The organism is Methylorubrum salsuginis (assembly GCF_900114375.1).
GTDB classification, from domain to species: domain Bacteria; phylum Pseudomonadota; class Alphaproteobacteria; order Rhizobiales; family Beijerinckiaceae; genus Methylobacterium; species Methylobacterium salsuginis.
In genome coordinates this window covers 53,114-79,618 of record NZ_FOSV01000012.1, presented here as the reverse complement: position 1 = coordinate 79,618, position 26,505 = coordinate 53,114, and the positions used below count along the sequence as shown (strand labels likewise).

Annotated in this window: 25 protein-coding genes and 1 riboswitch; of the genes, 13 read left to right on the top strand and 12 right to left on the bottom strand. The window is 68.2% G+C overall.

The window, feature by feature from the left end; translation table 11 throughout:
- The first annotated feature begins 40 nt into the window (after positions 1 to 40).
- Together truA and BM140_RS25430 are read left to right on the top strand one after the other, a co-directional pair.
- On the top strand, positions 41 to 793 hold the full coding sequence (truA, locus tag BM140_RS15110) for a tRNA pseudouridine(38-40) synthase TruA (protein WP_091947879.1): 753 nt from the start codon (positions 41 to 43) through the stop codon (positions 791 to 793).
- Positions 794 to 902: 109 nt separating this feature from the next.
- A complete protein-coding gene (locus BM140_RS25430) occupies positions 903 to 2,207 on the top strand; it encodes a hypothetical protein (protein ID WP_131803842.1) in 1,305 nt (434 codons plus the stop codon).
- Here BM140_RS25430 and dapE read toward each other — a convergent pair.
- Positions 2,191 to 3,360, bottom strand: coding sequence for a succinyl-diaminopimelate desuccinylase (gene dapE, locus BM140_RS15105; RefSeq protein ID WP_091947877.1), 1,170 nt, complete (start codon positions 3,358 to 3,360; stop codon positions 2,191 to 2,193). The two genes, BM140_RS25430 and dapE, sit on opposite strands and share 17 nt — an antisense overlap.
- A gap of 232 nt (positions 3,361 to 3,592) precedes the next feature.
- On the opposite strand from dapE, the gene BM140_RS15100 reads away from it, so the two are divergent.
- A complete protein-coding gene (locus BM140_RS15100) occupies positions 3,593 to 4,426 on the top strand; it encodes a HesA/MoeB/ThiF family protein (RefSeq protein ID WP_114436003.1) in 834 nt (277 codons plus the stop codon).
- On the opposite strand, the gene BM140_RS15095 is transcribed toward BM140_RS15100, so the two are convergent.
- From BM140_RS15095 to rpmI, 5 genes are all read right to left on the bottom strand, one after another.
- Complete coding sequence (locus BM140_RS15095; protein ID WP_091947871.1) at positions 4,359 to 5,246, bottom strand: DUF1186 domain-containing protein; 888 nt, start codon at positions 5,244 to 5,246, stop codon at positions 4,359 to 4,361. The two genes, BM140_RS15100 and BM140_RS15095, sit on opposite strands and share 68 nt — an antisense overlap.
- Positions 5,247 to 5,278: 32 nt before the next feature.
- Entirely contained in the window at positions 5,279 to 7,702 is a 2,424-nt protein-coding gene (gene pheT, locus BM140_RS15090) for a phenylalanine--tRNA ligase subunit beta (RefSeq protein ID WP_091947868.1), read from the bottom strand.
- Between the two features lie 63 nt (positions 7,703 to 7,765).
- Positions 7,766 to 8,845, bottom strand: a complete 1,080-nt coding sequence (pheS, locus tag BM140_RS15085; protein ID WP_207549464.1) for a phenylalanine--tRNA ligase subunit alpha — start codon at positions 8,843 to 8,845, stop codon at positions 7,766 to 7,768.
- 193 nt (positions 8,846 to 9,038) lie between these two features.
- Entirely contained in the window at positions 9,039 to 9,404 is a 366-nt protein-coding gene (gene rplT, locus BM140_RS15080) for a 50S ribosomal protein L20 (RefSeq protein WP_003602669.1), read from the bottom strand.
- Between the two features lie 50 nt (positions 9,405 to 9,454).
- Positions 9,455 to 9,658 carry a 50S ribosomal protein L35 gene (rpmI, locus tag BM140_RS15075; RefSeq protein ID WP_056244427.1) on the bottom strand — a complete coding sequence of 68 codons (204 nt, stop codon included), beginning with the start codon at positions 9,656 to 9,658 and terminating at the stop codon, positions 9,455 to 9,457.
- A gap of 391 nt (positions 9,659 to 10,049) precedes the next feature.
- On the opposite strand from rpmI, the gene BM140_RS15070 reads away from it, so the two are divergent.
- Positions 10,050 to 11,183 carry a glycosyltransferase family 4 protein gene (locus tag BM140_RS15070; protein WP_091947861.1) on the top strand — a complete coding sequence of 378 codons (1,134 nt, stop codon included), beginning with the start codon at positions 10,050 to 10,052 and terminating at the stop codon, positions 11,181 to 11,183.
- Positions 11,184 to 11,364: 181 nt separating this feature from the next.
- The gene (locus tag BM140_RS15065; RefSeq protein WP_091947858.1) at positions 11,365 to 13,701 is read left to right on the top strand and encodes an amylo-alpha-1,6-glucosidase; all 2,337 of its coding nucleotides are present in this window, start codon (positions 11,365 to 11,367) and stop codon (positions 13,699 to 13,701) included.
- 257 nt (positions 13,702 to 13,958) lie between these two features.
- Here the strand turns inward: BM140_RS15065 and infC are convergent, their stop codons facing one another.
- Together infC and BM140_RS15055 are read right to left on the bottom strand one after the other, a co-directional pair.
- Positions 13,959 to 14,480 carry a translation initiation factor IF-3 gene (gene infC / locus BM140_RS15060; RefSeq protein ID WP_244535445.1) on the bottom strand — a complete coding sequence of 174 codons (522 nt, stop codon included), beginning with the start codon at positions 14,478 to 14,480 and terminating at the stop codon, positions 13,959 to 13,961.
- Between the two features lie 176 nt (positions 14,481 to 14,656).
- A complete protein-coding gene (locus BM140_RS15055) occupies positions 14,657 to 15,886 on the bottom strand; it encodes a glycosyltransferase family 4 protein (protein ID WP_091947854.1) in 1,230 nt (409 codons plus the stop codon).
- Positions 15,887 to 16,013: 127 nt separating this feature from the next.
- On the opposite strand from BM140_RS15055, the gene BM140_RS15050 reads away from it, so the two are divergent.
- Positions 16,014 to 16,808: an alpha/beta hydrolase gene (locus BM140_RS15050; protein ID WP_091947852.1), complete on the top strand. Its 795-nt coding sequence runs from the start codon at positions 16,014 to 16,016 to the stop codon at positions 16,806 to 16,808.
- 110 nt (positions 16,809 to 16,918) lie between these two features.
- Here BM140_RS15050 and BM140_RS15045 read toward each other — a convergent pair whose 3' ends face one another.
- The 3 genes from BM140_RS15045 to BM140_RS15035 form a co-directional block, all read right to left on the bottom strand.
- Entirely contained in the window at positions 16,919 to 17,611 is a 693-nt protein-coding gene (locus BM140_RS15045) for a L,D-transpeptidase (protein WP_091947849.1), read from the bottom strand.
- A 265-nt stretch (positions 17,612 to 17,876) separates the two neighbouring features.
- Positions 17,877 to 18,296 carry a hypothetical protein gene (locus BM140_RS15040; RefSeq protein ID WP_091947846.1) on the bottom strand — a complete coding sequence of 140 codons (420 nt, stop codon included), beginning with the start codon at positions 18,294 to 18,296 and terminating at the stop codon, positions 17,877 to 17,879.
- A 385-nt stretch (positions 18,297 to 18,681) separates the two neighbouring features.
- Positions 18,682 to 18,888 (bottom strand): DUF2842 domain-containing protein, encoded by a 207-nt coding sequence (locus BM140_RS15035; RefSeq protein WP_091947843.1) that lies wholly within the window; start codon positions 18,886 to 18,888, stop codon positions 18,682 to 18,684.
- Between the two features lie 181 nt (positions 18,889 to 19,069).
- On the opposite strand from BM140_RS15035, the gene BM140_RS15030 reads away from it, so the two are divergent.
- The 3 genes from BM140_RS15030 to trhA all read left to right on the top strand — a co-directional run bounded on the left by BM140_RS15030 (position 19,070) and on the right by trhA (position 22,155).
- A complete protein-coding gene (locus BM140_RS15030) occupies positions 19,070 to 20,206 on the top strand; it encodes a COX15/CtaA family protein (protein WP_091947840.1) in 1,137 nt (378 codons plus the stop codon).
- 4 nt (positions 20,207 to 20,210) lie between these two features.
- Positions 20,211 to 21,215 (top strand): glycosyltransferase family 61 protein, encoded by a 1,005-nt coding sequence (locus BM140_RS15025; protein ID WP_091947837.1) that lies wholly within the window; start codon positions 20,211 to 20,213, stop codon positions 21,213 to 21,215.
- A 259-nt stretch (positions 21,216 to 21,474) separates the two neighbouring features.
- Positions 21,475 to 22,155 (top strand): PAQR family membrane homeostasis protein TrhA, encoded by a 681-nt coding sequence (gene trhA, locus BM140_RS15020; RefSeq protein ID WP_091947834.1) that lies wholly within the window; start codon positions 21,475 to 21,477, stop codon positions 22,153 to 22,155.
- A 28-nt stretch (positions 22,156 to 22,183) separates the two neighbouring features.
- Here the strand turns inward: trhA and BM140_RS15015 are convergent, their stop codons facing one another.
- The gene (locus BM140_RS15015) at positions 22,184 to 22,435 is read right to left on the bottom strand and encodes a hypothetical protein (protein WP_091947831.1); all 252 of its coding nucleotides are present in this window, start codon (positions 22,433 to 22,435) and stop codon (positions 22,184 to 22,186) included.
- 253 nt (positions 22,436 to 22,688) lie between these two features.
- Positions 22,689 to 22,793: riboswitch (TPP riboswitch) on the top strand.
- 71 nt (positions 22,794 to 22,864) lie between these two features.
- On the opposite strand from BM140_RS15015, the gene thiC reads away from it, so the two are divergent.
- The 4 genes from thiC to BM140_RS14995 all read left to right on the top strand — a co-directional run bounded on the left by thiC (position 22,865) and on the right by BM140_RS14995 (position 26,435).
- Positions 22,865 to 24,757: a phosphomethylpyrimidine synthase ThiC gene (thiC, locus tag BM140_RS15010; protein WP_091947829.1), complete on the top strand. Its 1,893-nt coding sequence runs from the start codon at positions 22,865 to 22,867 to the stop codon at positions 24,755 to 24,757.
- 203 nt (positions 24,758 to 24,960) lie between these two features.
- Positions 24,961 to 25,308, top strand: coding sequence for a flagellar protein FlaG (locus BM140_RS15005; RefSeq protein WP_091947826.1), 348 nt, complete (start codon positions 24,961 to 24,963; stop codon positions 25,306 to 25,308).
- Between the two features lie 146 nt (positions 25,309 to 25,454).
- Positions 25,455 to 25,850, top strand: coding sequence for a hypothetical protein (locus BM140_RS15000; protein WP_091947822.1), 396 nt, complete (start codon positions 25,455 to 25,457; stop codon positions 25,848 to 25,850).
- Between the two features lie 132 nt (positions 25,851 to 25,982).
- Positions 25,983 to 26,435 carry a hypothetical protein gene (locus tag BM140_RS14995; protein WP_091947818.1) on the top strand — a complete coding sequence of 151 codons (453 nt, stop codon included), beginning with the start codon at positions 25,983 to 25,985 and terminating at the stop codon, positions 26,433 to 26,435.
- The last annotated feature ends 70 nt before the right edge of the window (positions 26,436 to 26,505 follow it).

Sequence of the window (26,505 nt, the reverse complement as noted above, 5' to 3'; positions counted from 1 at the left end):
CGCGGAGGGGGGAGGGTTATGGCGGCGCGGCACCTCTGACATGCCCCGCTACAAACTGGTCATCGAATACGACGGCGCGCCGTTCTGCGGCTGGCAGCGTCAGGCCGACGATCCGACGGTGCAGGCCGCCATCGAAACCGCCGTGCAACGCTTCTCCGGCGAGGCGGCGCGGCTCACCTGTGCGGGACGCACCGATGCCGGCGTCCACGCGATCCATCAGGTCGCCCATCTCGATCTCGCCAAGGACTGGCGCACCGACACCGTGCGCGATGCGTTGAACGCCCATCTGCGCCCGCAGCCGATCTCGGTGATCTCGGCCGAGGTGGTGCCGGAGACGTTCGACGCGCGCCACTCGGCGATCCGGCGACACTACCGCTACCGCATCCTCAACCGCCGCAGCCCGGCGGCGCTGACCCGCGCCCATGTCTGGCACGTGCCCTGGCCCCTCGATGCCGACCTGATGCACGCCGCCGCGCAGCGCCTCATCGGCCGCCACGACTTTTCGGCGTTCCGCGCCGCGGAGTGCCAAGCGAAAAGCCCGGTGCGGACCCTCGAACAGCTCGACGTCACCCGCGCGCGGATGGGCCTCTTCGAGGAAATCGTGATCGCGACCGCGGCCCGCTCGTTCCTGCACCATCAGGTCCGCGCCATGGCCGGCACGCTGATGCTCGCGGGCTGCGGGCGCCTGTCGGCCGACGATGTGGCGGAAATTCTGGCCACAAGGGCCAAGCACCGCTGCGGCCCGCTGGCGCCGGCCTGCGGACTGACGTTCGTCGGCGTCGATTACGGCTGACTCATTCGAGCGGTCTCACGGACGCGCGCCTAAATCACGCAATTTGAGGTTGACAGAGATATAACTTCAGATGCTAATCCGATGCATATTTGCATTGGGAGCATATTTCATGTCTTTCGAAACCGTTCCCTTGGTGATCGCGTGTGCCTTGAGTCTCCTGCCGCCAATCGTATTCGTTGGCATCCGTCAGGCCGTAAAAATCAACCGACAAGAGATCGTTCGTGACCTTGCTGCAATTTTCTCGATCCCAGCATCCAAAGACGAAAACCTGATACCGTCGTTCGAATTCGTCAAATACAAATACTTTTTCCACAGACTGGGAAGCTCCGAAAAAGATACGCCCCGCGACCATTCCTATTCTTCTTGGATATTGGGCGCGATACCGCTCGTCCTGCTTCTGTTTGTAGTTTCATACTTGGTCGCCGTCATCATATGGCCCGTCGTTGCCCAAGGTGTCTTCGGCCTTGCTATCGCAGTGGAAGCCAATCGCTTCGGTACCGGGCTGGGATCGACGTGGATTTGGAGTCTCTGCTCCGCATTTGCCGGCGGATATGTTTTCATGATCCGCAGCTTCTATCGAGCCATCAACAACTTCGATTTGAGCCCTCTCTCTTTTGCCGGGGCGTGCAACAATCTACTGGTTGGAATCGTCGGCGCCGAAATACTATCTCATGTTTTGATATTACCCATTATGCAGGGCGCAAATTTCGAAGCCGGATCCATATTTCCCATAGTGCTTTTGTCGTTCGCTATCGGATATCTACCGGAGAGCGCGACACGCACGATTCTCTGGCGCAGCGATCTCATCAATTTCAAGCGCGAAAACCGCGATATTTACAAACAGTCCTTTACGACGCCGATTGAAATCATCGATGGTATCGACACGGAAATCCGTGATCGCTTGGCAGACTATCATATCAGCTCGACACAGAACTTGGCGACCGCCAATCCCTTGATGCTTTTCGTCGAAACCCCCTTCGGCGTCTATCAGATCATGGACTGGGTGGCACAGGCACAGCTCTGCTGCTCGGTCGGCCCGAACGCCCTGACGAAGTTTTGGAAGCTGGGCATCCGCACTCTATTCGATCTCGAAAGGATAGCCCTCGATGCAGACTGCTACGACGAGCATCTTCTAAGTAAGATTGGCGACATACTCATCGGATCCCCATCGCGCCCGAGCGATGCAATGCCGGAAACTCCGGACGATATGTCTTCGACACGCACCGAAAGCACGATCATTGCCAATATTGTCGTCCGACTTGACGACCCGCACGTTCATCGCCTCAGGCAAATTTACATCAAGGTTGGCGATCGGCTTGGCATGGAGAATCGGCGCTTCCGCTACAGGAATCGAAAATTTTCGGGACGCTGCGACCAACCCGAATGCCCGATGGCGCCTATTTGGGGGAGTTGAAATACGCAACGAGCACACGCTCGTAAATCCGCGTCAACCGGTCGAGGTCCTCCACCGCCACCCGCTCGTCCACCTCGTGCATGGTTTGCCCGACGAGGCCGAACTCGATCACCGGGCAGGCATCCTTGATGAAGCGGGCATCCGAGGTGCCGCCCGTGGTCGAGAGCGCCGGGCGCCGGCCGGTCTCGGCCTGGATCGCGTCGGCGGCGAGATCCACGAAGGCGTCGGGCTTCGTCAGGAAGGCGGGCGAGTTCGAGGGCTGGAGGTCGAGGCTGAAGCGCACGGCGTCGCCCGCGGCCTCTTCCAGCCGGCGGCGAATTTCGTCGCCCAGCGTCTGCGCGGTCCATTCGTCGTTGAAGCGCACGTTGAACACGGCCCGCGCAGTGGCCGGGATCACGTTGGTGGCCGGGTTGCCGACATCGATCGTCGTGAATTCGAGGTTCGAGGCATCGAAATGCGCGGTGCCACCGTCGAGCGGCGCGGCCAGCAGCGCCGAGGCGAGCCGCAGCAGGCCGGGGATCGGATTGTCGGCCCGGTGCGGATAGGCGACGTGGCCCTGGCGCCCGTGCACCGTGATGCGCCCGGTGAGCGAGCCGCGCCGGCCGATCTTGATCATGTCGCCGAGCGCGTCCGGGTTGGTGGGCTCGCCGAGCAGGCAATGGTCGAACCGCTCGCCCCGCTCGCGCGCCCAGTCCAGCAGCTTGACGGTGCCGTTGACCGCCGGCCCCTCTTCGTCGCCCGTGATCAGGAAGGCGATGGAGCCGCCGAATGCAGGTCCGCGCGCCTCGAGGAAACGGAGCGTCGCCGCCAGCATGCAGGCGATGCCGCCCTTCATGTCCACGGCACCGCGGCCGTAGAGCATCCCGTCGGCGACCACGCCGGAAAACGGGTCGTGCGTCCAGGCAATCGCCTCGCCCGGCGGCACCACGTCGGTATGGCCGGCAAAGAGCAGGACGGGCGAGCCGGTGCCGATGCGGGCGTAAAGGTTTTGGATGTCCGGCGTGCCGGGCTCGGAAAAAACCGGGCGCTCGACCGTGAAGCCGGCTTCCGTGAGGATACGGGCGAGGAAGGACAGCGCGCCGCCCTCCTCCGGGGTGACCGAGGGGCAGCGGATCAGCGCCTGGGCGAGGGCGAGGGGGGCGGTGTCGGACATACGGGCCGATCTCGTGCGGGCTATCGGGCTGGCGCGGGGGCTCCCCTCCCTTGCGGGGAGGGGTGGGTGTGGTGCCGGATAGGGCCCGGTGATCCATCCTGAACCACCCCACCCTCGGTCCCCCCCCGCAAGGGGGAGAAAGAGCGTCGGTTCATCCCCATGCCGTAGGGCAAACCTGATGGCCGATGCAACGCCGCTTCCGCCGCGCGCGCCTCACGCTTACATGGCCCCCATGGCTCTCTCGTCGGACGAACTCGAACGCTATGCCCGCCACATCGTCCTGCGGGAGGTCGGCGGGCCGGGACAGGCGCGGCTGAAGGCGGCGCGCGTGCTCGTGATCGGGGCGGGCGGCCTTGGGGCACCGCTGATCCAGTATCTCGCCGCCGCCGGCATCGGCACGATCGGAATCGTCGACGACGACGCGGTCTCGCTGTCGAATCTGCAACGGCAGGTCATCCACGGTACGCCGGATGTCGGGCGACCCAAGGTCGAGAGCGCGGCGGATGCGGTCGCCCGGCTCAACCCGCATGTGCGCGTGGTGATGCATCCGTGCCGGATCACGCCGGAGAACGCCGCCGGACTGATGGCGGCCTACGACCTCGTCGCCGACGGCTCGGACAATTTTTCGACGCGCTACGCCGTCTCGGATGCGTGCTTCCACGCGAAAAAGCCGTTGGTGACGGCGGCGCTCGGCGCGTTCGACGGCTCCCTCACCACGATCCGCGCCCACGAGACCGGCCCCACGGGCGAGCCGAACCCGACCTATCGCTGCCTGTTCCCGAACCCGCCGCCGCCCGGCACGGTCGCGCCCTGCGCCGAGGCCGGGGTGCTCGGGGCGCTCGCCGGCGTCATGGGCTCGCTGATGGCGATGGAGGTGATCCGCGCGGTGGCCGATTTCGGCGAGCCGCTGGTCGGGCGCCTCTTGATGGTGGACGCCCGCTCGATGCGGTTCGAAACGTTGGGCTATGCCTGGGACCCGGACAACCCGTTGAACGGCGTCACGACAGACCCGGCAGCTTCAGGCCCGAGCCGCCCTCCGGCCGAATCTCCTGCTCCTGGGCATTGAGGCAGCACTTCTTGAATTTTTTCCCCGAGCCGCAGGGGCAGGGATCGTTGCGGCCGACATCCTTGTAGGGGTTCGTGACCGGCTGGCCGTAGGATTCCTCGGTCCAGTCGAGCGCCACGACCGGATCGTCCAGGGTGCCGTAGCCGTCGCCGAACTCGGACAGGTCCGGCGGCTCGGCGCTGGCTTGGCGCAGCGCCTTGCGGAACCACGCCGCATCGCTGAACTCGTCGGTGAGGCGCCCGTCGCGGCGCGCCGCCTCGGCCTTCGGCGCAAGGTCGGTCAGCCCGAGATAGGCGATCGCCTCCTCCCAGCCGACCCAGGCCATGTCGCCCTCGACCGCGGCCTGGGCGGCGTCGAACCGCAAGAGGAGAGTGCGGGCGTCGTCCAGCGGCAGGCGGCCCTGGCGCGTCAGGAAGGCGAACGCCTTGAAGCCCTCGTAGCGCAGGAAGCCGTCGGCGGCGCTGTCGAGGATCAGCGCGTGGAGCGGAGCGGGATCGCCGTCGAACACGCTCGCGAGGATCGGCGCCGTGGTGATGGTGGCGGCGTCGCCCAAGAGCGAATCGACCGTGTCGCCGTCCTGCCGCAGCAGCCGCATCAACGGCTGATAGACCCGCGTGTCGCGGGCCGCCGCCAGGGCATGCAGGCCCCAGAACAGCAGGTTGGCCTCGTTGTCGCTCACCGTGTCGGGCGCCTGCGCCGCGGTGGCGAGAACCCGCAGCACGGGCTCGGCCACCGTCTCCGGTTCTGCCAACGCCCGGCGCAGGGCCTGCTTCGGCATATGATCGGCGACCGAGAGTTGCTCGACCAGATCGGCGTCCATCGCGGCTCTCCCTCGATCACTTTCGTCGGGCGTCACGCGCGCAGCGTGGCCCCGGTCTTCTTGCCCACCTCGGCGACGATCTTGGCGCTCACCGCCTCGATCTCCGCATCGGTCAAGGTGCGCTCCGTCGGCTGGAGCCGCACCGCGACGGCGACCGACTTCGAGCCCTCCGGGATGCCGATGCCCTCGTAGAGGTCGAACACGTCGATTGCAGCGATCAGCTTGCGCTCGGCGCCCTGAGCCGCCTTGAGGATGTCGGCGGAGGAGACATCGCGGGCGACCACGAAGGCGAAGTCGCGGGAGATCGCCTGAAGGCCGGAGAGCGTCAGCGCGGGCTTGGCCTTGGTCGGGCGCTGGCGCGGCAGCGGCAGAGCGTCGAGGACGATCTCGAAGGCGACCTGAGTCCCCTTCAGGTCCATCGCCTTGAGAAGGCGCGGATGCAGCTCGCCGAAATGACCCACCACGTTCTTGGGTCCGAACTGGAGCGTGCCCGAGCGGCCGGGATGCAGCCAGGCGGGGCCGCCGGCCACCACCTGCAGCCCGCCGGTCGGCACGCCGAGCGCCGTCAGCAGCGCCAGCGCGTCGGCCTTGGCCTCGAACGCATCGACGGGCGCCGCCGCGCCGGCCCAGTGGCGTCCGCCGCCGCCATGGCGGGCGGTGCCGCGGCGGATGCCGGCGGCGCGGACCGACTGGCCCTCGGGCTCGTCGCTGGCGAAGCACTGGCCGACCTCGAACAAGGCGACGTCGGCGAAGCCCCGGTCGGCGTTGCGCTGGGCGGCGCGCAGCAGGCCGGGCACGAGGCTCGGGCGCATGTCCGAGAGGTCGGCGGCGATCGGGTTGGCGAGCGCCAGATCGCCCCCGCCGCCGCCGAACAGCCGCGCATCCTCGGCGGCGATGAACGAGTAGGTCACCGCCTCCATCAGGCCGCGGCTCGCCAAGGCACGACGGGCGAGCCGGGTGCGCCGCTGCAGCACGGTGAGCATCGGCTCGTGCGCCACCGTCTCGACGCGGGGCAAGGGCTTGGGCTCGATCCGGTCGAGGCCGGCGATGCGGACGATCTCCTCGACGAGATCGGCCTTGCCCTCGACATCGGCGCGCCAGGACGGCGGCAGCACCTTCACGCGGTCGCCGGAGCCGGCGACGTGGAAGCCGAGCGTCTCCAGCGTCACCTTCATCTCGGCGCGCGACAGCTCGATGCCGGCGAGCCGCCGCACCTCGGTCCAGGGAAAGTCGATGACCTGGGAGAGTTCCGGCACCTCGCCCGCGATGGTCGCTTGCGTCGGCGTACCGCCGCACAAATCCATCACGAGGCGGGTGGCGAGATCGAGCCCCGGCAGGGCGAAGGCCGGATCGACGCCGCGCTCGAAGCGGTAGCGGGCATCCGTGATGATGCCGAGCCGCCGCCCGGTGCGGGCGATGTTGCGCGGATCCCAGAGCGCGGATTCGATGAGCACGTCGGTGGTGCCCTCGTCGCAGCCCGAGGCCTGACCGCCCATGATGCCGCCGATCGACTCGACGCCGTTGCCGTCGGCGATCACGATCGCGTCGTCGTCGAGCCGATAGGTCTTGCCGTCGAGCGCGACGAGACTCTCGCCGTCCTCGGCCCGGCGCACCACAAGGCCGCCCGCGACCTTGTTGGCGTCGAACACGTGGAGCGGACGACCACGGTCGAAGGTGAGGTAGTTGGTGATGTCGACGAGCGCGTTGATCGGGCGCAGGCCGATGGCGCGCAGCCGCTTCTGCATCCACTCGGGCGAGGGGCCGTTCCTGACGCCGCGCACGAGGCGGAGCGCGAAGAGCGGGCACAGACCCTTGTCGTGTGCGTCGAACCGGAGCGTCACCTCGGTCGGGCAGGCGCCTTCGCCACGGACCGGCGGCAACGGCTCGCGCTTGAGGGTCCCGATGCCGGTGGCGGCGAGATCGCGGGCGATGCCGTGGATCGAGGCGCAATCGGCGCGGTTCGGCGTCAGGTTGATCTCGATCACCGGATCGTCGAGTCCGGCCCACACGGCGTAGGGCGTCCCCACCGGCGCGTCCTGCGGCAGGTCGAGGATGCCGTCATGGTCCTCGCTCAGGCCGAGTTCCGCGCCCGAGCAGAGCATGCCGCGGCTCTCGACGCCGCGGATCGTGCCGACCGACAGGGTGATGTCCTTGCCCGGCACGTAGGTGCCGGGCGGCGCGAACACCGAGAGCATGCCGGCGCGCGCGTTCGGCGCCCCGCACACCACCTGCAACGGCTGCCCGTCGCCCGCATCGACCTGACAGACGCGCAGGCGGTCGGCATTCGGGTGCTGCTCGGCGGAGACCACCCGCGCGATCACGTAGGGCTTGAGCGCGGCGGCCTTGTCCTCGATGCCCTCGACCTCGAGACCGATGCGCGTGAGCGTCTCGGCGATCGTGTCGAGCGAAGCCTCGGTGTCGAGGTGGTCCTTGAGCCAGGAGAGGGTGAATTTCATCTCAGAACATCCTCGCGGCCGCCGGGGCGCGCCGAGCCGGGATCGAAAATCGTTGCGATGGGGTCAGGCCGTCAGCCCGCCGACAAGGCTCGGCACGTCGATCGGCCGGAAGCCGTAATGGTCGAGCCAGCGCACGTCCGCCTCGAAGAACGGGCGCAGGTCCGGCATGCCGTATTTGAGCATGGCGAGGCGATCGATGCCCATGCCGAAGGCGAAGCCCTGCACCTGATCCGGATCGAGCCCGCCGTTGCGCAGCACGTTCGGGTGGACCATGCCGCAGCCCAGCACCTCCAGCCAGTCGGTGCCCTCGCCGAAGCGCAGCTCGCCGCCTTTGCGCGAGCATTGGATGTCGACCTCGGCCGACGGCTCGGTGAAGGGGAAGAACGAGGGGCGGAAGCGCATCGTCACGCTGTCGACCTCGAAGAAGGCGCGGCAGAACGATTCCAGCACCCATTTCAGGTTGGCGATGTTGGCCGAGCGGTCGATGACGAGGCCCTCGACCTGATGGAACATCGGCGTGTGGGTCTGGTCGGAATCGTGCCGGTAGGTGCGGCCGGGCATGATCACGCGGATCGGCGGCTGCTTGGCCCGCATGGTCCGCACCTGCACCGGCGAGGTGTGGGTGCGCAGCAGCTTGCGCTTCCCGCTCCGGTCGGGCCGCAGAAAGAACGTGTCGTGCATCTCGCGGGCCGGATGGCCCTCGGGGAAGTTGAGCGCGGTGAAGTTCAGCTCGTCCGTCTCGATGTCGGGCCCTTCCGCCACCGAGAAGCCGAGATCGGCGAAGATCGCGGTGATCTCCTCGATCACTTGGCTGATCGGGTGAATGCGCCCGCGGGTCTCCGGAGACTCGCGCAGGGGGAGCGTCACGTCGATCCGCTCGGCGGCGAGGCGCGCGTCGAGGGCGGCCTCGGCCAGGGTCTCGCGCTTGGCGAGAATCGCGCCCTGCACCCGGTCGCGCAGGCCGTTGATGAGGGGACCGCGCTCACGCCTCTCGTCCGGCGTCATCGCGCCCAGCGTCTTGAGCAGCTCGGAGACGCTGCCCTTCTTGCCGAGCGCGGCGACGCGCAGGGCTTCGAGGGCCGCCTCGTCACCGGCCTGCTCGACCTGGCCGAGGAGGTCGCGTTCGAGAGCGTCGAGATCCATCACGCTTCACTGTCCCTGAATGCGGCCGCAATGCAGCCTTCCTGGGCCGCGGGCCGCTTGTTTCGCGTTGCCCGCGATCCCGCAAGGGGCCGCCAGCGCCCTTGGTGCCAAAACGAAAAGGCGCGGCGCTCATGGAAGCGCCGCGCCTTGGATGGAAGGGTCGCGTTCCGCCTTGTGAAAGGCGGTCTGCGGATCAGGCGGCCTTCGGCAGGGCCGACTTCGCCTTCTCGACGACGGCGGCGAAGGCGGCCGGCTCGTGGATGGCTAGTTCGGACAGGGCCTTGCGGTCCACCTCGATGCCGGACTGAGCCAGCGCGTTGATGAAGCGGGAATAGGTCAGGCCGTGCTCGCGGACGGCGGCGTTGAGGCGCTGGATCCAGAGGGCGCGGAAGGTGCGCTTCTTGTTCTTCCGGTCGCGGTAGGCGTACTGGAGACCCTTCTCCACTGCCTGCTTGGCGATGCGGATCGTATTCTTACGCCGGCCGTAATAGCCCTTAGCGGCCTTCAGGACTTTCTTGTGCTTTGCGTGACTGGTCACGCCGCGCTTGACGCGGGCCATGGGAGATCTCCTCGGATTCTAGAAAGACAGATTCGGCTGAACGTGAAGGCTTACCGCTGGTTCGGCAGGAAGTACTTCTTCACGTTGGCGGCATCGCCCTCGAACAGGGTCGTGGTGCCGCGCAGGTTGCGGATCTGCTTCGTGGTCCGCTTGATCATCCCGTGGCGCTTGCCGGCCTGGGCGTACATCACCTTGCCGGTGCCGGTGATCTTGAAGCGCTTCTTGGCGCCCGATTTCGTCTTCAGCTTGGGCATTTGGCTCTCCTGACGCAACGACGATCCGGCCGGAGAGCCGGTGCCTTGCGCTGTGATGCTGCTGGAGCAACGGGAACCGCCACGGCAGCCCTAATCGGCCGGGCGGTTCGACGCGGGCGGCTTATGACAGAAACCGTTTCCGGTTTCAATCGATCGGTTTGCGGGCAACCGATGCGCCCCGCCGACGCTTATCGCCGGTCAAGGCTTTGTTCGCCGACGGGCGCGAAGACTGTGGAAAGCCGGCATTCGGTGGGGTTGCAAAGAATCCCTGTCGCGCCATGGGCCGGGCGGAACCATAAACCTTGGCTGTCGGTTTCGTTCATGTCCCGCTCAGACCGCGTCGTCCATTACTCTCTCCAACATCCCATACCCGGTCACAGGAGACGTCTTCGTGCGCATTGCCCAGGTAGCCCCGCTCGCGGAAGCTGTTCCTCCGAAGTTCTACGGCGGCACCGAGCGCGTCGTGTCGTGGATCACGGAAGAATTGGTCCGCCAGGGCCATGACGTGACCTTGTTCGCCAGCGGCGATTCGCAGACTTCGGCCAAGCTCGCGGCCTGTCACCCGGAGGGCCTGCGCCTTCTCGGCTACCGCGACCACACCGCTGGCCACCTCGCCATGCTGCACCACGTGCATCGCCGGGCGCACGAGTTCGACGTGATCCACTTCCACATCGATCTCTTGCAGTACCCGATGTTCGAAGATCTGTACCACAAGTGCCTGACGACCATGCACGGTCGCCTCGACGTGCCGGACTTCATGCCGGTCTATAACACCTTCACCGGCATGCCGCTGGTCTCGATCTCGGACAACCAGCGCGAGCCGATGCCGGAGAACTCCAACTGGCTGGCCACGATCCATCACGGCCTGCCGAAGGAGAACTGCCCGTTCTATCCGGAAGCCAAGGGCGGTTATCTTGCCTTCCTCGGCCGCATCTCGCCCGAGAAGCGCCCCGACCGCGCGATCGAGATGGCGATCCGCTCCGGCACGCCGTTGAAGATCGCCGCCAAGGTCGACAAGGCTGATCAGGATTACTGGGACGAGAAGATCGAGCCGATGATCCACCACCCGCTGGTGGAGTATATCGGTGAGATCAACGAGGAGCAGAAGAAGGACTTCCTCGGCAACGCCCTGGCGCTCGCCTTCCCGATCGACTGGCCGGAGCCCTTCGGCCTGGTGATGATCGAGGCGATGTCGGCCGGTACCCCGGTGATCGCCTTCGGCAACGGCTCGGTCCCCGAGGTGATCAAGGACGGCGTGTCGGGCTACATCGTCAACTCGATGGACGAGGCGGTCGAGGCCTGCCGCAAGGTGCGTGATCTGCCGCGCACCGGCGTCCGCAGCCACTTCGAAGGCCGCTTCACCGCCGAGGTGATGGTCCGCAAGTACGTCTCGGCCTACGAGCAGCTGCTGGCCGGCCAAGCCAACGTCATCAAGATGCCGTCGGCGGGCGCCTTCTCGCCCCAGTACGGCGAGCTGAACGGCAAGGCCGGCGCGCCGCTCCACGTCGCCGCGATGCCCGCCTAAAAAGCCGGACCGAAAAGCTTTGGCCGGGCCCCTCGCCGGGGCCGGCCCGGCGCCTAACTGAACGATCCTCACCGCACCGCCGGTCGTGCCACACGACCGGCGGTTTTCGATTCGAAGGTCCGGACCTTGCGAGGATACGGACCCGAGAACTCGCACGGATCATCGGCAGGAGGCGCTTCGCATGGCGGCACAGGACGACGCGGCAAAGGCCAGGCACGCCGAACACGAGAGCAGACAGGCGGCGAAGGCGGGCTTTCAGGACGCGGACGAGGCGCTGCCCCAGTACCATATCGAGGCCCAGGCCTCGCTCGTCGAGCGCCCCCTGCGCGCGCTCAAATACGGCGAGGCCTTCGCCGTCCTCGACAGCTACGGCGACATCGGCTGGTATCCCGGCGCCGACGGCCTCTACTTCCAGGACACGCGCTACCTCTCGCGCCTCGCGCTGACCGTCGAGGACGAGCGGCCGATGATGCTGTCCTCGGCGATGCAGGACGACAACGGCGCGCTGTCGGTCGATCTGACCACGCCGGACATCCGGCTGGATGCGGGCGACGAGACGTCGATCCCGCGCGAGCTGATCGCGCTGGAGCGCACCAAGTTCCTGTTCAAGGGCACCTGCTACGACCGGATCGGCCTGCGCAATTACGACACCCGCCGCCGGAAGCTCCGCATCGGGGTAACCTTCGACGCCGATTTCCGCGATCTGTTCGAGGTGCGCGGCTCGGACCGGCTGAAGCGCGGCAAGCGTACGGTGGAGCGGCGCTCGGACACCGAGGTGCAGTTCCGCTACGCCGGCCTCGACGACATCGTGCGCACCACCTCGGTGCATCTGGGCCCCAAGCCTCACCTGCTGGAGCCCGGCAAGGCCGAGTTCGTGGTCGAACTCGCGCCCGGCGCCCATACCTCGCTGTTCATCCGCGTCGCGTTCGAATCGCACCGCGCCTTCACCAAGGCGCCGGGCCCCGAGAAGGCCGGTGAAGCCGCTGCTGCGGCGCTCTCGCGGGCCGCGGGTAGCCTCGCCGACCGGCCGGACCGCTCCCTAAGCGAGGGCCGCATCTTCGCCCGCGCCTATCGCGACAACCGCCGCGATCTCCGCGGGCTCACGGCGGGCATCACCACGATCATCTCCTCGAACGACCAGTTCAACGAGGGCCTCTGCCGCGCCACCGCCGACCTCTACATGCTGGCGACCCGCACGCAGGAGGGCGTCTATCCCTTCGCCGGCATCCCCTGGTACTCGACCGTGTTCGGGCGCGACGGGATCATCACGGCGATGATGGCGCTTTGGATCGACCCGAATTTCGGCAAGGGCGTGCTGCGCTTCCTCGCGGCGACCCAGGCCAAAGAGGTCGATCCGGCCGCCGACGCCCAGCCCGGCAAGGTCCTGCACGAGACCCGGCGCGGCGAAATGGCGATGCTCGGCGAGGTGCCGTTCCGCCACTATTACGGCACCATCGACGGCACGCCGCTCTTCGTGATGCTGGCGGCGCAGTATCACGAGGTGACGGGCGACCTCGACACGATCCGTTCGATCTGGCCCCAGTTGAAGCTCTCGCTCGACTGGATCGACCAATACGGTGACCGCGACGGCGACGGCTTCGTGGAATATGCCCGCGAGACCGAGCAGGGCTTGGCGAACCAGGGCTGGAAGGACAGCCACGATTCGATCTTTCACGCCGACGGCGCCATGGCCAAGGGCCCGATCGCGCTGTGCGAGGTGCAGGGCTACGTCTATGCGGCCAAGCAGGGCGCGGCGAAGCTCGCGCGACTGCTGGGCGAGGACGATCTGGCGACCCGCCTCACGGCGGACGCCGAAAAACTGCAAAAAAAGTTCGACGAGGCCTTCTGGTGCGAGGAGATCGGCACCTACGCGCTGGCGCTCGACGGCGCGAAGCGTCCCTGCGTCGTGCGCTCCTCCAACACCGGCCACGCCCTGTTCACCGGCATCGCCCTGCCGGAGCGGGCGGCGCAGGTGGCGGCGCAACTTCTGTCGAAGGAGGGCTTCAACGGTTGGGGCATCCGCACCGTCGCCAAGGGCGAGGCGCGCTACAATCCGATGTCGTATCACAACGGCTCGATCTGGCCGCACGACAACGCGATCTGTGCCATGGGGCTCGCCCGCTACGGACTGAAGGACGAAGCCGCGCGGGTGTTCGAGGGCATGTTCGACACCAGCCTCTACTACGACCAGAAGCGGCTGCCGGAACTGTTCTGCGGCTTCATGCGGCGGCGCCAGCGCGGGCCGGTGAGCTATCCGGTCGCCTGCTCGCCGCAGGCCTGGGCGGCAGCGGCCCCCTTCGCCTTCCTGGCGGCAAGCCTCGGCTTGGAGCTCGACCACGCTCGCAACCGCATCCGCTTCCGCAACCCGGTGCTGCCGAAATTCCTGGAAGCGGTTGAGCTGTTCAACCTCAAGCTCGGAGCCTCGCGGGCCGATATCCGCCTGCACCGCCACGGCCACGACGTGACGGTGGCGGTGACCCGCCGCGTCGGAGACGTGCAGATCTCGATGCTGAAATAGTTTTTTTGGCCTTAAGCCGCTTCGCCTCCCCGGCGGGGCGGCCACACTCCGCCGTCATTCCGGGGCCGCGAAGCGGAACCCGGAATCCACCCGTGACGGGGGATGCCCGACTGCAGACGGACCGTCGCGGCCGGTCGTGGATTCCGGGTTCTCGCCTGCGGCGAACCCCGGAATGACGGGGTGTCGCGAGACATAAAAAATGCGCCGCCCCCTTTCAGGGACAGCGCATTGGTCCGACCGGGCCGGACGAATCTCTTTTAGCGGGGTGCCAGGATCATGATCATCTGGCGGCCTTCGAGCATCGGCTCGCTCTCGACCTTCGCGATCTCGGCCGTCTCGACCTTGACCCGCTCGAGCAGACGCAGACCGATGTCCTGGTGGGCCATCTCGCGACCGCGGAAGCGCAGGGTGACCTTCACCTTGTCGCCTTCCTCGAAGAAGCGGTGCACCGCCTTCATCTTCACGTCGTAATCGTGCTTGTCGATGCCGGGGCGGAGCTTGATCTCCTTGACCTCGACGGTCTTCTGGCGCTTGCGAGCCTCGTTCTGCTTCTTCTGCTCGTTGAAGCGGAAGCGCCCGTAATCGAGGAACTTGCAGACGGGGGGGACCGAATTCGGGGCGATCTCCACGAGATCGAGGCCGATTTCCTCGGCCATCGCCAGGGCATCGAAGAAGGGCACGACGCCCTTGTTCTGGCCGTCCTGGTCGATGAGCTGGACGTCGCGGACGCCGCGGATGTCCCGGTTGGCGCGCGGCCCGTCCTTCTGCGGGGCCGGCATGGCTCTCATTGGTCTGCGAATGGCTTGGTTCTCCTGTATCAACGACGAAACGGCAGCCTGAAGACCCCGCATCGAGCGAGCCCCGGCCACCGATCGATCCGGCTCGGCCGGACGGCACTAACTTGGCAAATCTTCTTGGCAAGTCAACTCATGGGAGCGCGTTCGGTTCAACCGCCTCATCCGTTCCCGCGACCCAGAAGACCGGAATAGACGCCGAGCGTCGCCGAAATCATCCGATCCAGCGAGAAATGCGCCTCGACATGGGCCTGCGCCCGGCGGCTCATCGCCTCCCGGGCACTCGCCCGCAGGGTCAGCGCCTCGGCCAGGGCGTCGGCGAGGGCGGCCACGTCGCCCGCCGGCACCCGCCAGCCGGTGCGCTGGCCCGGATCGACATCGGGCGGGGCCAGAACGGTCTCGGGGACGGCGCCGAGATCAGAGACCACCACGGGAATGCCGAGCGCCTGCGCCTCCACCGCCGAGCGGCCGAACGCCTCGGGCTCGACGGAGGGCACCGCCACCACGGAGGCGGCGCGGAAGGCGGCGGGCATGTCGGTGCAATGCCCGGTCCGCCGCACGATGCCGGTGAGGCCGCGCGCCTCGATCAGGGCGTCGAGTTCGCGCTCGTAATTCGTGCGGCCCTGTGGGTCGCCCGCCAGAACCACGGCGAGGTCGGCGAGCCCGAGATCGCGCATGCGGGCGGCGGCCTCGATCAGCACGCGCTGGCCCTTCCAGGCGGTGAGGCGGGCGGCGAGCAGCACCACCCGCTCGTGCGGGGCGACCCCCCAGGCCCGGCGCAGGGCCTCGACGCGGGCCGGTGCGACCGCCGACGGTGTAAAGGCCGAGAGATCGGTACCGCGGTGGATCACCACGATCCGGTCGCCCGCCTGCTCGGGATGCGCCCGGCGGATCAGGTCGGCGGTGTAGTGCGAGTTGGCGATGACGACATCGCCCCGCGCCATCACCGAATTGTAGAGCAGCTTGACGCTGGTACGGCCCGAATAGCTGCCGTGATAGGTCGTCACGAACGGAATCTTGAGTCGCCGCGCGGCTCCGAGCGCGACCCAGGCGGGGGCGCGGGAACGGGCGTGGAGGATCTGCACGCCCTCGCGGCGGCAGAGCCGCGCGAGGCGCTCGACGTTGAGCGCCATGGCGAGCGGGTTCTTCGTGTTGGCCGGAAACGGCACCCAGATGCCGCCCTTGGCCTGCAACTCGCCGACGAGCCGCCCGCCCTCGGTGGCGACCAGCGCCCGGGCGCCCGCCTCGGTCAAGGCGGCGGCGACATCGACGGTGGTGCGCTCGGCGCCCCCCGCTTCGAGGGCCGGGATGATCTGCAGCACCGTGGCGCCGGCGAGCGGCGACGGCTCGCCCGACTGCACCGGGCCCCCGGACAAGCCGACCCCGTTCATCGCCGGCCCCGCGGCCGCGGGAGGGTCGCTCGATACGCACTCATCCCTTAAGAATCCTCCAAGCGCTTTACGGTTCGGTAAACGCCATCTCACCGGACTTTCTCGAATTGCGAGGTTTTTCGCGGTCGTGACGATAACGCCCCCCTCCCCCGCCGACCTGCCCGTCACCCGTCTGAGCATCGGCGGCGAGCGGCCCCGCCAGCTCGCCCTGCGGATCCGCGAGGGCGAAGGCCCGGCGGTGGTCTGGCTCGGCGGCTTCCGCTCCGACATGCGCGCCACCAAGGCCGCCGCCCTCGATGCCTGGGCGGCCGACACGGGCCGGCGCATGGTGCGATTCGATTATTCAGGCCACGGCGAGTCCGACGGGCGCTTCGAGGACGGCACGATCTCCGACTGGCTCGCCGACGCGGAAGCCGTGATCGCGGCCCATGCGGGCGAGCGCCCGATCCTCGTCGGCTCGTCCATGGGCGGCTGGATCGCCTGCCTCGCGGCGCGCAACCGGGCGCGGCAGGGCGGGCGCATCGGCGGCATGGTGCTGATCGCCCCGGCCCTCGATTTCACCGAGGAACTGATGTGGGCCTCGTTCACGCCGGAGATCCGGGAGACGCTCGCCCGCGACGGCGTCTGGTATCGCCCGACCGATTACGCCTCCGAGCCGGACCCGATCCGCATGGCGCTGATCGAGGACGGGCGGCGCCATCTGCTGCTCGGCGAGAACCTCGAACCGGGCGGCCCGGTCCACATCCTGCAGGGGATGCGCGACCCGGACGTGCCCTATGCCCACGCGCTCCGCATCCTCGAACGCCTGCCGGCCGAGGGCACGCGCCTCACCCTCGTGAAGGATGCCGACCACCGGCTGTCGCGCCCTCAGGACATCGAGTTGCTGGTCCGCACCGTCGAGGCGATGGCGCGAGAAGCGTGAGCGACCGTCTCGAGCTCGGGTCATCGGCTGACCACCGCCGTCATTCCGGGGCTGCGCAGCGGAACCCGTAATGACGGGCGTTCAGGATTGAAGGGTGCCCTCCCCCCGGCTCACGCCGGAAGAACGACGACCTTCGTCTTCACCGGCGTCCGCGAATACAAATGAATCATGTCCTGGCTGAGCAGGCCGACGCAGCCGCTGGTGATGCCGGAGCCGATCGATTCGGGGTCGCTGCTCGCGTAGATCGTGTAGAGCGTGTAGGCGCCGTTCTGGTAGAGGTGGAGCGTACGGGCGCCCAGCGGGTTGTCGAGGCCGCCGGGCATGCCGCGAGCGTATTTCGCCGCCTCGGGCTGGCGCTTGATCATTTCCTTGGGCGGGGTCCAGGTCGCCCATTCGGATTTGCGGCCGACATAGGCGTCGCCGCTCCAAAGGAACCCGTCGCGCCCGACATTGGCGCCGTAGCGGGTCGCCACGCCGTCGCCCTCGATCCGGTAGACGTAGTACTGGCCGGGATCGACCACGATGGTGCCCGGCACCTCCTTGGAGGCGTATGGGACCGTCCGGCGATAGTATTTCGGGTTGACCTTCTTGATGTCGACCGCGGGGATCGCGAACTTCTCGTCCGGCATCGGCCCGTAGATCGTCGCCGCCTCGGCCATCAGCGCACTGTCGGCCGTGACGCAGCCACCGAGGCTGAGGGCACCGAGACCGGCAGCGGACCCGGCCAGGAACCCGCGGCGGCTGAGAAAGGGGGCCCGAGGCGCGAAGCCGCCGAGCGCGGCGTCCTTACGATCGATCGTCATGATCCCGGACCTTTCGTGTCCTGCCATCCGCCGTGACCCGAAACGGCCAAGCTTGGATTGTCAAGACACACTCCGTCCGAAAACCGTATCCGCCGCGATGTCCGGCCCGAGCCTCGTCCCGGATATCGATTCCGGGACCCTTGAGGTCGTTGTGCCGCATCGGCTTTTGCCGAAAGCCGGTTCCCATCTTCCGGGCCGTTGCTCTCGATTCTTGTGCCGCATCGGCTTTCCCCGAAAGCCGGTTCCCACCTTTCGGGCCGATGCTCTAGCGCCGCCGACGTCGGTGGCGCGAGCGGGGCGCGTCGGAGTCGGCCTCGGCGACACTCCCGCTGTCATCGACGGTGCCGACGGTGAAGGCCGCATTCATCCGGCCGTTGCGGCGGCTGTATCGGCTGCGGCGGCCGCGCCGCCCCTCCTGCACCTCCGGCTCCTCGACCGCGGGGATTCCGGGAATCGTCGCCGTGGACGCGACCGGCGCGGGCGCGCTCAGAGCGGAGGAACCGTCGCCGCCGCCGACATTGCGGGCTGGCGGGCCGAACATCGCGAGGCACTGGTTGTAGGCGAGGTCGTTCTTGAGCCGCTCGCACTCCGCCATCGAGCGCGGCGCGCCCTGCGCCGCGGCCGGGCCGACGAGGGCCAGCAGGCAAGCGGCCGAAAGGAGCGGTGAGCGGAACGGAGGGCGCATGATGCGGCGGGCGACCCTGGGTGAAGCGGCGGGAAAGCTTGAGCGTGGCAGGCGTCAGGCCTTCTCGCCGGGGAGTGCGGCGAAAAAAGGTGCGCGCCGCGTCCCTCCCGCGTCGCCCGTTAGAATTAATTTTTCGTTTCTTCCGCGTTCGCGCCGGCCGCACGCCGAGAGCCGCATCAGACCCAATTGCATCGGGCCGGCTGCTCCCGTTCCTCGCTTTGCCGTGCCTTCTCTCGACGAATCGGTGTCCGCTTCGTCGGACTGCACCTTGTCCCAAGCGGCACGCAACAGGACCGATGGTGCTGTTGCGTGCATCCGGCGGACGCCCGCCGCCCCGCCGTCGCGGGGGCCATCGGCGATGCGTCGGGATCAGCGCCGGTTGGTCTTAGCTGTCCGGCCGTTCCATCCACCGGATCAGCGGCATCAGCGGGAAGATCCAGGCGATGCCGAGGATGCAGTAGGCGACCGTCTGGATCGCCGGATGCGCCTCGGCGATCCGGCTGTCGGCCAGCGCCATGGCGAGCGGCGCGTAGACGATCACGAAGGCCAGGATGCCGAAGGTGCCGAGGAAGGTGCGCGTGCGGCGGCGCATGGGTGCGGGGTACCGTGTCGTTCGAGGTGGCCGTCGGTGGTACCGGCCAGGAGCGCAGGCCGCAACGCCGGGATGCTGCGTCAAACCGGGCCCCGATCATCCGCCGCGTTGCGCCCCGCCCACCGCTTCCCGTAAGGCACGGGCCGTATCCGGCCGTTCCGGCGAGAACCCGCAAAAGATCATGCGACTGTCCCAAGCCTCGTCCGACCTCGCTGCCGCGCCCGTGAAGGCGCGCCCCGGCCAGCGCGCGGTCCGCGCCTGGCTCTACCTGCTGGCGGCCCTGGTGGTCGCGATGGTCGCCGTCGGCGGCGCGACGCGGATGACGGGCTCAGGGCTCTCGATCACCGAGTGGCGGCCCGTGACCGGCGTGGTGCCGCCGCTGAGCGAGGCCGATTGGGCGGCGGAGTTCGGCAAGTACCGCGACACGCCGCAATTCCGCATCCTCAACCAGGGCATCGCGCTGTCCGACTTCAAGACGCTCTACTGGTGGGAATGGGGCCACCGCTTGCTCGGACGCGTAGTCGGCCTCGTGTTCTTCCTGCCGTTCCTGTTCTTCTGGGCCCGCGGCTTCCTTTCGCGCCGCCTGCTCCTCGGGCTCCTCGGCCTGGGCGTGCTGGGCGGACTCCAGGGCGCCATCGGCTGGATCATGGTCGCCTCGGGGCTCCAGCCGGGCATGACCGCGGTGGCCCCGCTCAAGCTCGCCCTGCACCTCACCACCGCGAGCCTGATCCTCACCGGCCTCGTCTGGCTCGCGGCCGGTACGCGGCCCGGCGCGCTCGATCCCGCTCCCGGCCCGGTGCGGGCGCTGGCCTGCCTGCTGCCGGCCCTGGTGCTGATGCAGATCTGGCTGGGCGGGCTGGTGGCCGGCTCCAAGGCCGGGCTCGTCCACAACACATGGCCGGACATGGACGGCGTGTTCGTGCCCCCGGCGCAGGCCCTGTTCGCCCAGGTGCCCTGGATCGAGAACTTCGTCGACAACCTCACCCTGGTGCAGCTCAACCACCGCCTGTTTGCCTATCTCGTCGTGCTGGTGGCCGTGATCCATGCCGTCGATGCCGTGCGCCGCTCGGCCGGGTCCGCCGCGGGTCGCGCCATCGGCGTGGCGGCGCTGGCAACGGCACAGATGGGTCTCGGCATCGTCACCCTGCTGCTGCAGGTGCCGCTCTGGGCCGGGCTCGCCCATCAGGTCTTCGCCATGGCGGTTCTGGTGATGGCGACCGTCCACGCCCGGCTGAGCCTCGGCACCGTCTCGACCCCGGCCCCGGTCGCGCCCGAGCCGGTCGTCCCGATCGGCTTCGAGGCCCTGGCCGGGCGCTGAACCGGTGGCGCGGCAGCGCCCGCGCCTCCGGCCCTGCGGGACGCTGTGGGGCACCTGCGAGCGGCACGACACCCTGCCCGGCTGGCGCCGGCTGGCCCGGGCGGATTTCCACCCGCTCGCCGGCGAGGCCCCCTGGGGTCTCTTCGCTCGGGACGGGAGCCTCCTCGGCGGTGGGCGGCCGCCCGCCCCCGGCCTGCGACTGGCCGAACCGGAGCCGGTCGCGGCCGGACCGCTGCTCTACGTGGGCCTGCTGGCCCTCCATTACGGGCACTTCCTGATCAACACCCTGCCTCATCTCTGGCCGCTGGTCGGCTGGACCGGCGCCCGGCCGAAGCTGCTCTGCCACGCCTGGCCGGGGAGCTGGGACCGCGCGCCGTTCCTGAACGACATCCTCGGACGGCTCGGCTACGGCCTCGACGATCTCGTCACCTTCGAGCGCCCGGTGCGCCTCGCCGACGTGCTGGTGCCGGAGCCGGCGCTGCGCGAGCAGGCGGGCGTCCACGCCGTCTACGGCGATCTTTGCCGCGGTATCGGCGAAGGTTTCTGGCGCCCGGATGAGGTCGATACCGTCGCGCGCCCGGCCTATCTCGCGAAGACGCGCCTCACCGCGGGCATCACCCGCCTGGTCAACGAGGAGGAGATCGCCGACGAGCTGGAACGCTGCGGCGTCGACATCGTCCATCCCGAGACCCTCGACCTGCCGGCGCAGGTCCGCCTGCTGTCGTCGCGGCGGGTCATCCTCGGCACGGTGGGCTCGGCCTTCCACACCACCGTCTTCGCGGCCCCGGGCCGGCGCCTCGTCGGCCTGAATTGGCAACCGGCGCTCAACGCCAACTTCGCGCTGCTCGACGGCCTCAATCGCAGCCAAGCGCGCTATTTCCACGCCCCCGGCACGCTCTACCCCGACCGCGGCGCCTTCGAGGTGGCCTGGGCGGTGCCCGATCCACGGGGCATCGCCCGCGAGATGCTGGCGCGGGCCGAAGAGCTCGACCGCGGCGTTCGATCCTGAGACGGATGCGCCGCCTCGCCTTGGCTCGAAACCTGCTGCGCCGTCGGCGGCGGTTCACGAAGCCGTCCCGATCCTGCCCCAGGCCAGCACGGCAATGCAACATGAACAGCCTCTCTTCTTGCATCGCACAAGGTGGGAACAGTCGTTATTCGTTCACGACTCGCATGCGACACTGAGGAAGACACTTGGGGATACGTATTTTTCGGATGGAACGACTCGTGACTTGAAGACTTGAGACACACCAACACGGGAGCAGAGGATGTTCGTGGCAGAGGACGGCCGGCCCCTGGCCCTGACCTGGAACTATACGCCGAGCGAGATGCGCGCGGACGGCGCGGTCCACGTCGCGGGCGTCGTGCTCGGTGTTCTCGGCGCGGTCTGCCTGATCGTGACCGCGGCCCTGACCCATCTCGGCTGGTTGGAGCGGGCCTCTCTGCTGATCTACGCCACCGCGATGGTGGCGATGCTCGGCGCATCCGCCGCCTACAACATGTGGCCGATCTCGCCGCGCAAATGGATCCTGCGCCGCTTCGACCACGCCTTCATCTACCTGATGATCGCCGGCACCTACACGCCGGTCGTGGCGCTGGTCGGCTCGGGTCTCGTGGCCTGGAGCCTGCTCGCCCTGGTCTGGACCGTGGCGCTCGCCGGCATCGCCATCAAGATCCTGATGCCGGGCCGCTGGGACCGGGTCTCGATCGTGCTCTACCTGATGCTCGGCTGGAGCGGCGTGCTGGCCTACGAATCGGTGATCTCGGGGCTCAGCCCCTCGGCCTTCTGGCTGCTCGCCACTGGCGGCCTGCTCTATTCGGTCGGCGTTGTGTTCCACGTCTGGCGCAGCCTGCCGTTCCAGAACGCCATCTGGCACGGCTTCGTACTCGCCGCCACCGCGTGCCATTATGGCACGATCATCACCAGCGTGCTCGCCGCCGGCGCGTGACCTCGCGGGCCGCCGGCTCCCGAGCGCGTTACGCGCTGCCGGGCCCGCAGCCCTCGCCGATCGTGTCGGAGGCGCGCTCCACCGCGCCGATCGCGTCGAGCAGGTGCTGGACGCTGCGCTCCACCTCCAAAGCCGGGCGGTCCATGGCGGCGGCCCGTTCCACCAGCCCTTCGAGCTGATCGAGGATGCCCAGAAGATCGCTCGCCACGGCGGCGGCGTCGCTGGCGGCGCGGGAGCGCGCGGCGGATTGGGGTCTGCGGAAGGGGACGACCGTGCTCATCGAGAGTCTGTGTCGCGGATGGAGGGCCTTCGCGCCACCCCGGAACCCGTGTCCATCCACATTTGCGACCCGGCGACGGGCATCGACACGGGAATTGGTGAGTTTTGGGTGAGGCACTTCTCCGGGATGCGCCGCAAACCGGCAAGGATCGAGGCAGGTGTCCCGCCTTTCGCGACTTCCGGTAAAATCGAACACTCCGATTTGCCTGTTTGTCGGTACGGATTGACAAGGATGGCGCGGCGGCAGAGGTTGGAATCGTTCCGAGGGGGGCCCTAACCGGGCTGAGAGTGGGCAACACGCCCTGACCCTTGAACCTGATCCGGTTCGTACCGGCGGAGGGACGGGAACCTGTGGCCGGCGCGCGAGGCGTCGGCCTTCCGCACCATCGTCGGGACCAACGGGTCGCCTCCCACGCCAGGAGCGACAGCGATGAACGCACCCGTCCGTCCCAAAGACTTCCCCCAAGGCAATCCCGCCAGCGTGACCACCGGGCCGATCCAGGGCTCGTGCAAGGTCTACGACGCGGTCCCCGGCCATCCCGACATCCGTGTACCCTACCGCGAAATCGGCTTGTCCGATCCCAAGGAGGCACCGGTGCGGGTCTACGACCCGTCCGGCCCCTACACCGAGACCGATGCCGGCATCGATCTGGAGAAGGGCCTGCCGACGGCCCGCGAGCCCTGGATCGCGAAGCGCGGCTACGCGGCGGTGAAGCCCCGAGAGGTCAAGCCCGAGGACAACGGCTTCGCCTCGGCCGACAAGCTCGTCGCCCCCTGCCCGGCCGAGCGCACGATCCGCCGCGCGGAAGCGGGCCAGATGGTGACGCAATACGAGTTCGCGAAAGCCGGCATCGTCACCGAGGAGATGATCTACGTCGCGCACCGCGAGAACGCGTGCCGCGCCGAGATGCTGAAGACGGCGGAAGCCGCGCTCGCCGACGGCCAGAACTTCGGCGCCTCGATCCCGCCCTTCATCACGCCCGAATTCGTGCGCGACGAGATCGCCCGCGGCCGGGCCATCATCCCGGCCAACATCAACCACCTCGAACTCGAGCCGATGGCGATCGGCCGCAATTTCCTGGTGAAGATCAACGCCAACATCGGCAACTCGGCCGTCACCTCCTCGGCGGCGGAAGAGGTCGAGAAGCTGGTCTGGTCGATCCGCTGGGGCGCGGACACCGTCATGGACCTCTCGACCGGCCGCAACATCCACAACATCCGCTCGTGGATCGTGCGCAACTCCCCCGTGCCGATCGGGACCGTGCCGATCTATCAGGCGCTGGAGAAGGTCGGCGGCGATCCGCTCAAGCTCGATTGGGAGGTCTTCAAGGACACCCTCATCGAGCAGGCCGAGCAGGGCATCGACTACTTCACCATCCATGCGGGCGTGCGGCTGGCCCATGTGCCGCTCACTGCGCGGCGCACCACCGGCATCGTCTCGCGCGGCGGCTCGATCATGGCGCGCTGGTGCCTCGCCGGGCACCGCGAATCGTTCCTCTACGAGCGGTTCGACGAGATCTGCGACATCATGCGGGCCTACGACGTGTCGTTCTCGCTCGGCGACGGCCTGCGCCCCGGCTCGATCGCGGATGCCAACGACGCGGCCCAGTTCGCCGAGTTGGAGACGCTCGGCGAGCTCACCCAGATCGCCTGGGAGAAGGGCTGCCAGACCATGATTGAGGGCCCAGGCCACGTGCCGATGCACAAGATCAAGGTCAACATGGAGAAGCAGTTGCGCGAATGCGGCGAGGCGCCGTTCTATACGCTCGGCCCGCTGACGACCGACATCGCGCCCGGCTACGATCACATCACGTCGGGCATCGGCGCGGCGATGATCGGCTGGTTCGGCTGCGCCATGCTCTGCTACGTCACGCCGAAGGAGCATCTGGGGCTCCCCAACCGCGACGACGTGAAGACCGGCGTCATCACCTACAAGATCGCGGCGCATGCCGCCGACCTCGCCAAGGGCCACCCCGCCGCGCAGCTGCGCGACGACGCGCTGTCCCGCGCCCGGTTCGACTTCCGCTGGGAGGACCAGTTCAACCTCTCGCTGGACCCGGACACGGCCCGCTCGTTCCACGACGAGACCCTGCCGAAGGACGCCCACAAGGTCGCCCATTTCTGCTCGATGTGCGGGCCGAAATTCTGCTCGATGAAGATCACGCAGGACCTGCGCGCCGACGTGCTCGCCATGGAGGAGGCCGGCATCGTGCTGGGCGAGGCCAAGCCCCTCTCCGAGGAGGAGCGCAAGGCCGGCATGGAAGCGAAGTCGCAGGAGTTCTTGGCCGAGGGCGGCAAGCTCTACGTCGAAGCGGCGGAATGAGCGTTCGGGGGCGGCCGGATCAGCCCGGCCGCCTCCTTTCATCGCCGCGAAGATTCGATCGAATTGTTGGTGAAATCTTCACACGTCATCGACTCCGTCCCATGGCAGCGGGGGACAAGAGGCGTTTCTTAACACTCCGCTTATCGCCCGCGCGGTGTTCTGGGGTTCATGGTTCGTCCCTGAACTCGAAAAGGACATCAGCCATGGACGCGATCCGTCCAGCACCGCCGACGCCGCCCGTTGCGCAGGCCTCCGGCATCACCCCGATCCGCCCCGTGGCGGGCCCGTCGAACGGCCCCGATTCCCGGGTGCTCGACCCGGCGGTCTCCATCGACGTGCGTCCCGAGGCGAGCGAGGCCAAGCCGGCCCAGCCCGAGCAGCGCGCCTATGTGCGCGATCAGGACAGCGCCTCCCTCGTCTTCCGCGTCACGGACCCGAAGACCGGAGACGTGGTGATGCAGATCCCGACGGAAGTGGTCCTACGGGCCCGCGCCTATGCCCGCGAGACCACCACGGCCTTCAGCGGCGAGCGCCTCGTCAAGACGGCGTGACGCCATCGAGCGTGCGTGTGCCGCGTCACGAGCCGGACCGTGGCGGCATCCGGCCTCCGGGAGCACGCCTTGACTCTGCGGACCTTGCGCCAATCTTCGGCGTCGAGCGGGGCCATGCCCCACCCTGGACAGCCGGACCCGACGCCATGCGCCTGCCGATTCTCGCCACCTGCCTTTCCGCCGTCGTCACCGTGGCGGCCCTGGGGCCGGCGGACGCCGCCAAGCGCAAGGTGCAGGTGCCGAACCGCTACGACGGGCGCTGGAGCATCGAGGTCGTCACCCAGGACGGCCCGTGCGACCGGGCCTACCGCTACGGCGTCCAGATCCAGCGGGGCGAGGCGGTCTATGGCGGCGGCGAGGTCAACATCCAGGGCCGGGTGTCGCCGAACGGCGCGGTGCGCGGCATCATCTCCCGCGGCCAGGATGCGGCTCAGGTGACCGGTCGCCTCACGCCCGGCGGCAGCGGCTCGGGCACGTGGCAGACGGTCGGCAACGGCCTCGTCAGCTGCAGCGGAAGCTGGAACGCCATGCGCCGGGGCTGAGCCGCCCCTGTGGCGGCGGAGAGACAACCGAACTTTGTGTCGCGCTGCGGCACGAAGACGGCCCAGGTGCCCTAGATCTGTCGGTTTGTTCAGCGAAGAATGCGGGCGTTCGACACCGGTTCGAGACGCCCCATGAAAGCCGTGCTGCTCTGCGGTCTTGCCGTCGCCCTCGCCACCTCAGCGGCAGAGGCGCGCCCCGCCCGCCAGCACGTGCCCGGCACACCTCACGCCGTGCTGGCCCCCCTCGAAGAGGCGGCCACCGCCTGCTTCGCCGAGACGGTGCTCTCCAACCCGAGAGCGATGCGCTTTGCCCGTGAGGCTCGCTGGTTCGAGGCCGCCGGCGTCATCGGCTTCCTCTGCCGCCCCGAGGTGCAGCGCATGGCGGTCGCCCACGATCAGCTCTACGGCCGCGGCACCGGCGAGCGCTTCTTCAAGGGCGCCTATGCCCGCCATCTCGACAAGCAGCTCGCCGCCCGGCTGCAGCCGCTGCTGGAGCCGAAATCCGTCGCCAGCGCCGAACCTCCGGCGGAAAAGGCGGCCTTGACGGACGTCACCGAGACCGGATCGACCCCCGACGAGCATTGACGCCGGCTGTCGTGAGGGAGGGCGGCCCGCCTGCGCCGTGATCGTCGCCCGGTTTCCACCGAGGACGGCG

Excerpts from the sequence above, each read along its gene's own strand:
- truA (WP_091947879.1), top strand. The coding sequence starts at position 41 with ATGCCCCGCTACAAACTGGTCATCGAATACGACGGCGCGCCGTTCTGC.
- BM140_RS25430 (WP_131803842.1), top strand. The coding sequence starts at position 903 with ATGTCTTTCGAAACCGTTCCCTTGGTGATCGCGTGTGCCTTGAGTCTC.
- dapE (WP_091947877.1), bottom strand. The coding sequence starts at position 3,360 with ATGTCCGACACCGCCCCCCTCGCCCTCGCCCAGGCGCTGATCCGCTGC.
- BM140_RS15100 (WP_114436003.1), top strand. The coding sequence starts at position 3,593 with ATGGCTCTCTCGTCGGACGAACTCGAACGCTATGCCCGCCACATCGTC.
- BM140_RS15095 (WP_091947871.1), bottom strand. The coding sequence starts at position 5,246 with ATGGACGCCGATCTGGTCGAGCAACTCTCGGTCGCCGATCATATGCCG.
- pheT (WP_091947868.1), bottom strand. The coding sequence starts at position 7,702 with ATGAAATTCACCCTCTCCTGGCTCAAGGACCACCTCGACACCGAGGCT.
- pheS (WP_207549464.1), bottom strand. The coding sequence starts at position 8,845 with ATGGATCTCGACGCTCTCGAACGCGACCTCCTCGGCCAGGTCGAGCAG.
- rplT (WP_003602669.1), bottom strand. The coding sequence starts at position 9,404 with ATGGCCCGCGTCAAGCGCGGCGTGACCAGTCACGCAAAGCACAAGAAA.
- rpmI (WP_056244427.1), bottom strand. The coding sequence starts at position 9,658 with ATGCCCAAGCTGAAGACGAAATCGGGCGCCAAGAAGCGCTTCAAGATC.
- BM140_RS15065 (WP_091947858.1), top strand. The coding sequence starts at position 11,365 with ATGGCGGCACAGGACGACGCGGCAAAGGCCAGGCACGCCGAACACGAG.
- infC (WP_244535445.1), bottom strand. The coding sequence starts at position 14,480 with ATGCCGGCCCCGCAGAAGGACGGGCCGCGCGCCAACCGGGACATCCGC.
- BM140_RS15055 (WP_091947854.1), bottom strand. The coding sequence starts at position 15,886 with ATGAACGGGGTCGGCTTGTCCGGGGGCCCGGTGCAGTCGGGCGAGCCG.
- BM140_RS15045 (WP_091947849.1), bottom strand. The coding sequence starts at position 17,611 with ATGACGATCGATCGTAAGGACGCCGCGCTCGGCGGCTTCGCGCCTCGG.
- BM140_RS15040 (WP_091947846.1), bottom strand. The coding sequence starts at position 18,296 with ATGCGCCCTCCGTTCCGCTCACCGCTCCTTTCGGCCGCTTGCCTGCTG.
- BM140_RS15035 (WP_091947843.1), bottom strand. The coding sequence starts at position 18,888 with ATGCGCCGCCGCACGCGCACCTTCCTCGGCACCTTCGGCATCCTGGCC.
- BM140_RS15030 (WP_091947840.1), top strand. The coding sequence starts at position 19,070 with ATGCGACTGTCCCAAGCCTCGTCCGACCTCGCTGCCGCGCCCGTGAAG.
- trhA (WP_091947834.1), top strand. The coding sequence starts at position 21,475 with ATGTTCGTGGCAGAGGACGGCCGGCCCCTGGCCCTGACCTGGAACTAT.
- BM140_RS15015 (WP_091947831.1), bottom strand. The coding sequence starts at position 22,435 with ATGAGCACGGTCGTCCCCTTCCGCAGACCCCAATCCGCCGCGCGCTCC.
- thiC (WP_091947829.1), top strand. The coding sequence starts at position 22,865 with ATGAACGCACCCGTCCGTCCCAAAGACTTCCCCCAAGGCAATCCCGCC.
- BM140_RS15005 (WP_091947826.1), top strand. The coding sequence starts at position 24,961 with ATGGACGCGATCCGTCCAGCACCGCCGACGCCGCCCGTTGCGCAGGCC.
- BM140_RS15000 (WP_091947822.1), top strand. The coding sequence starts at position 25,455 with ATGCGCCTGCCGATTCTCGCCACCTGCCTTTCCGCCGTCGTCACCGTG.
- BM140_RS14995 (WP_091947818.1), top strand. The coding sequence starts at position 25,983 with ATGAAAGCCGTGCTGCTCTGCGGTCTTGCCGTCGCCCTCGCCACCTCA.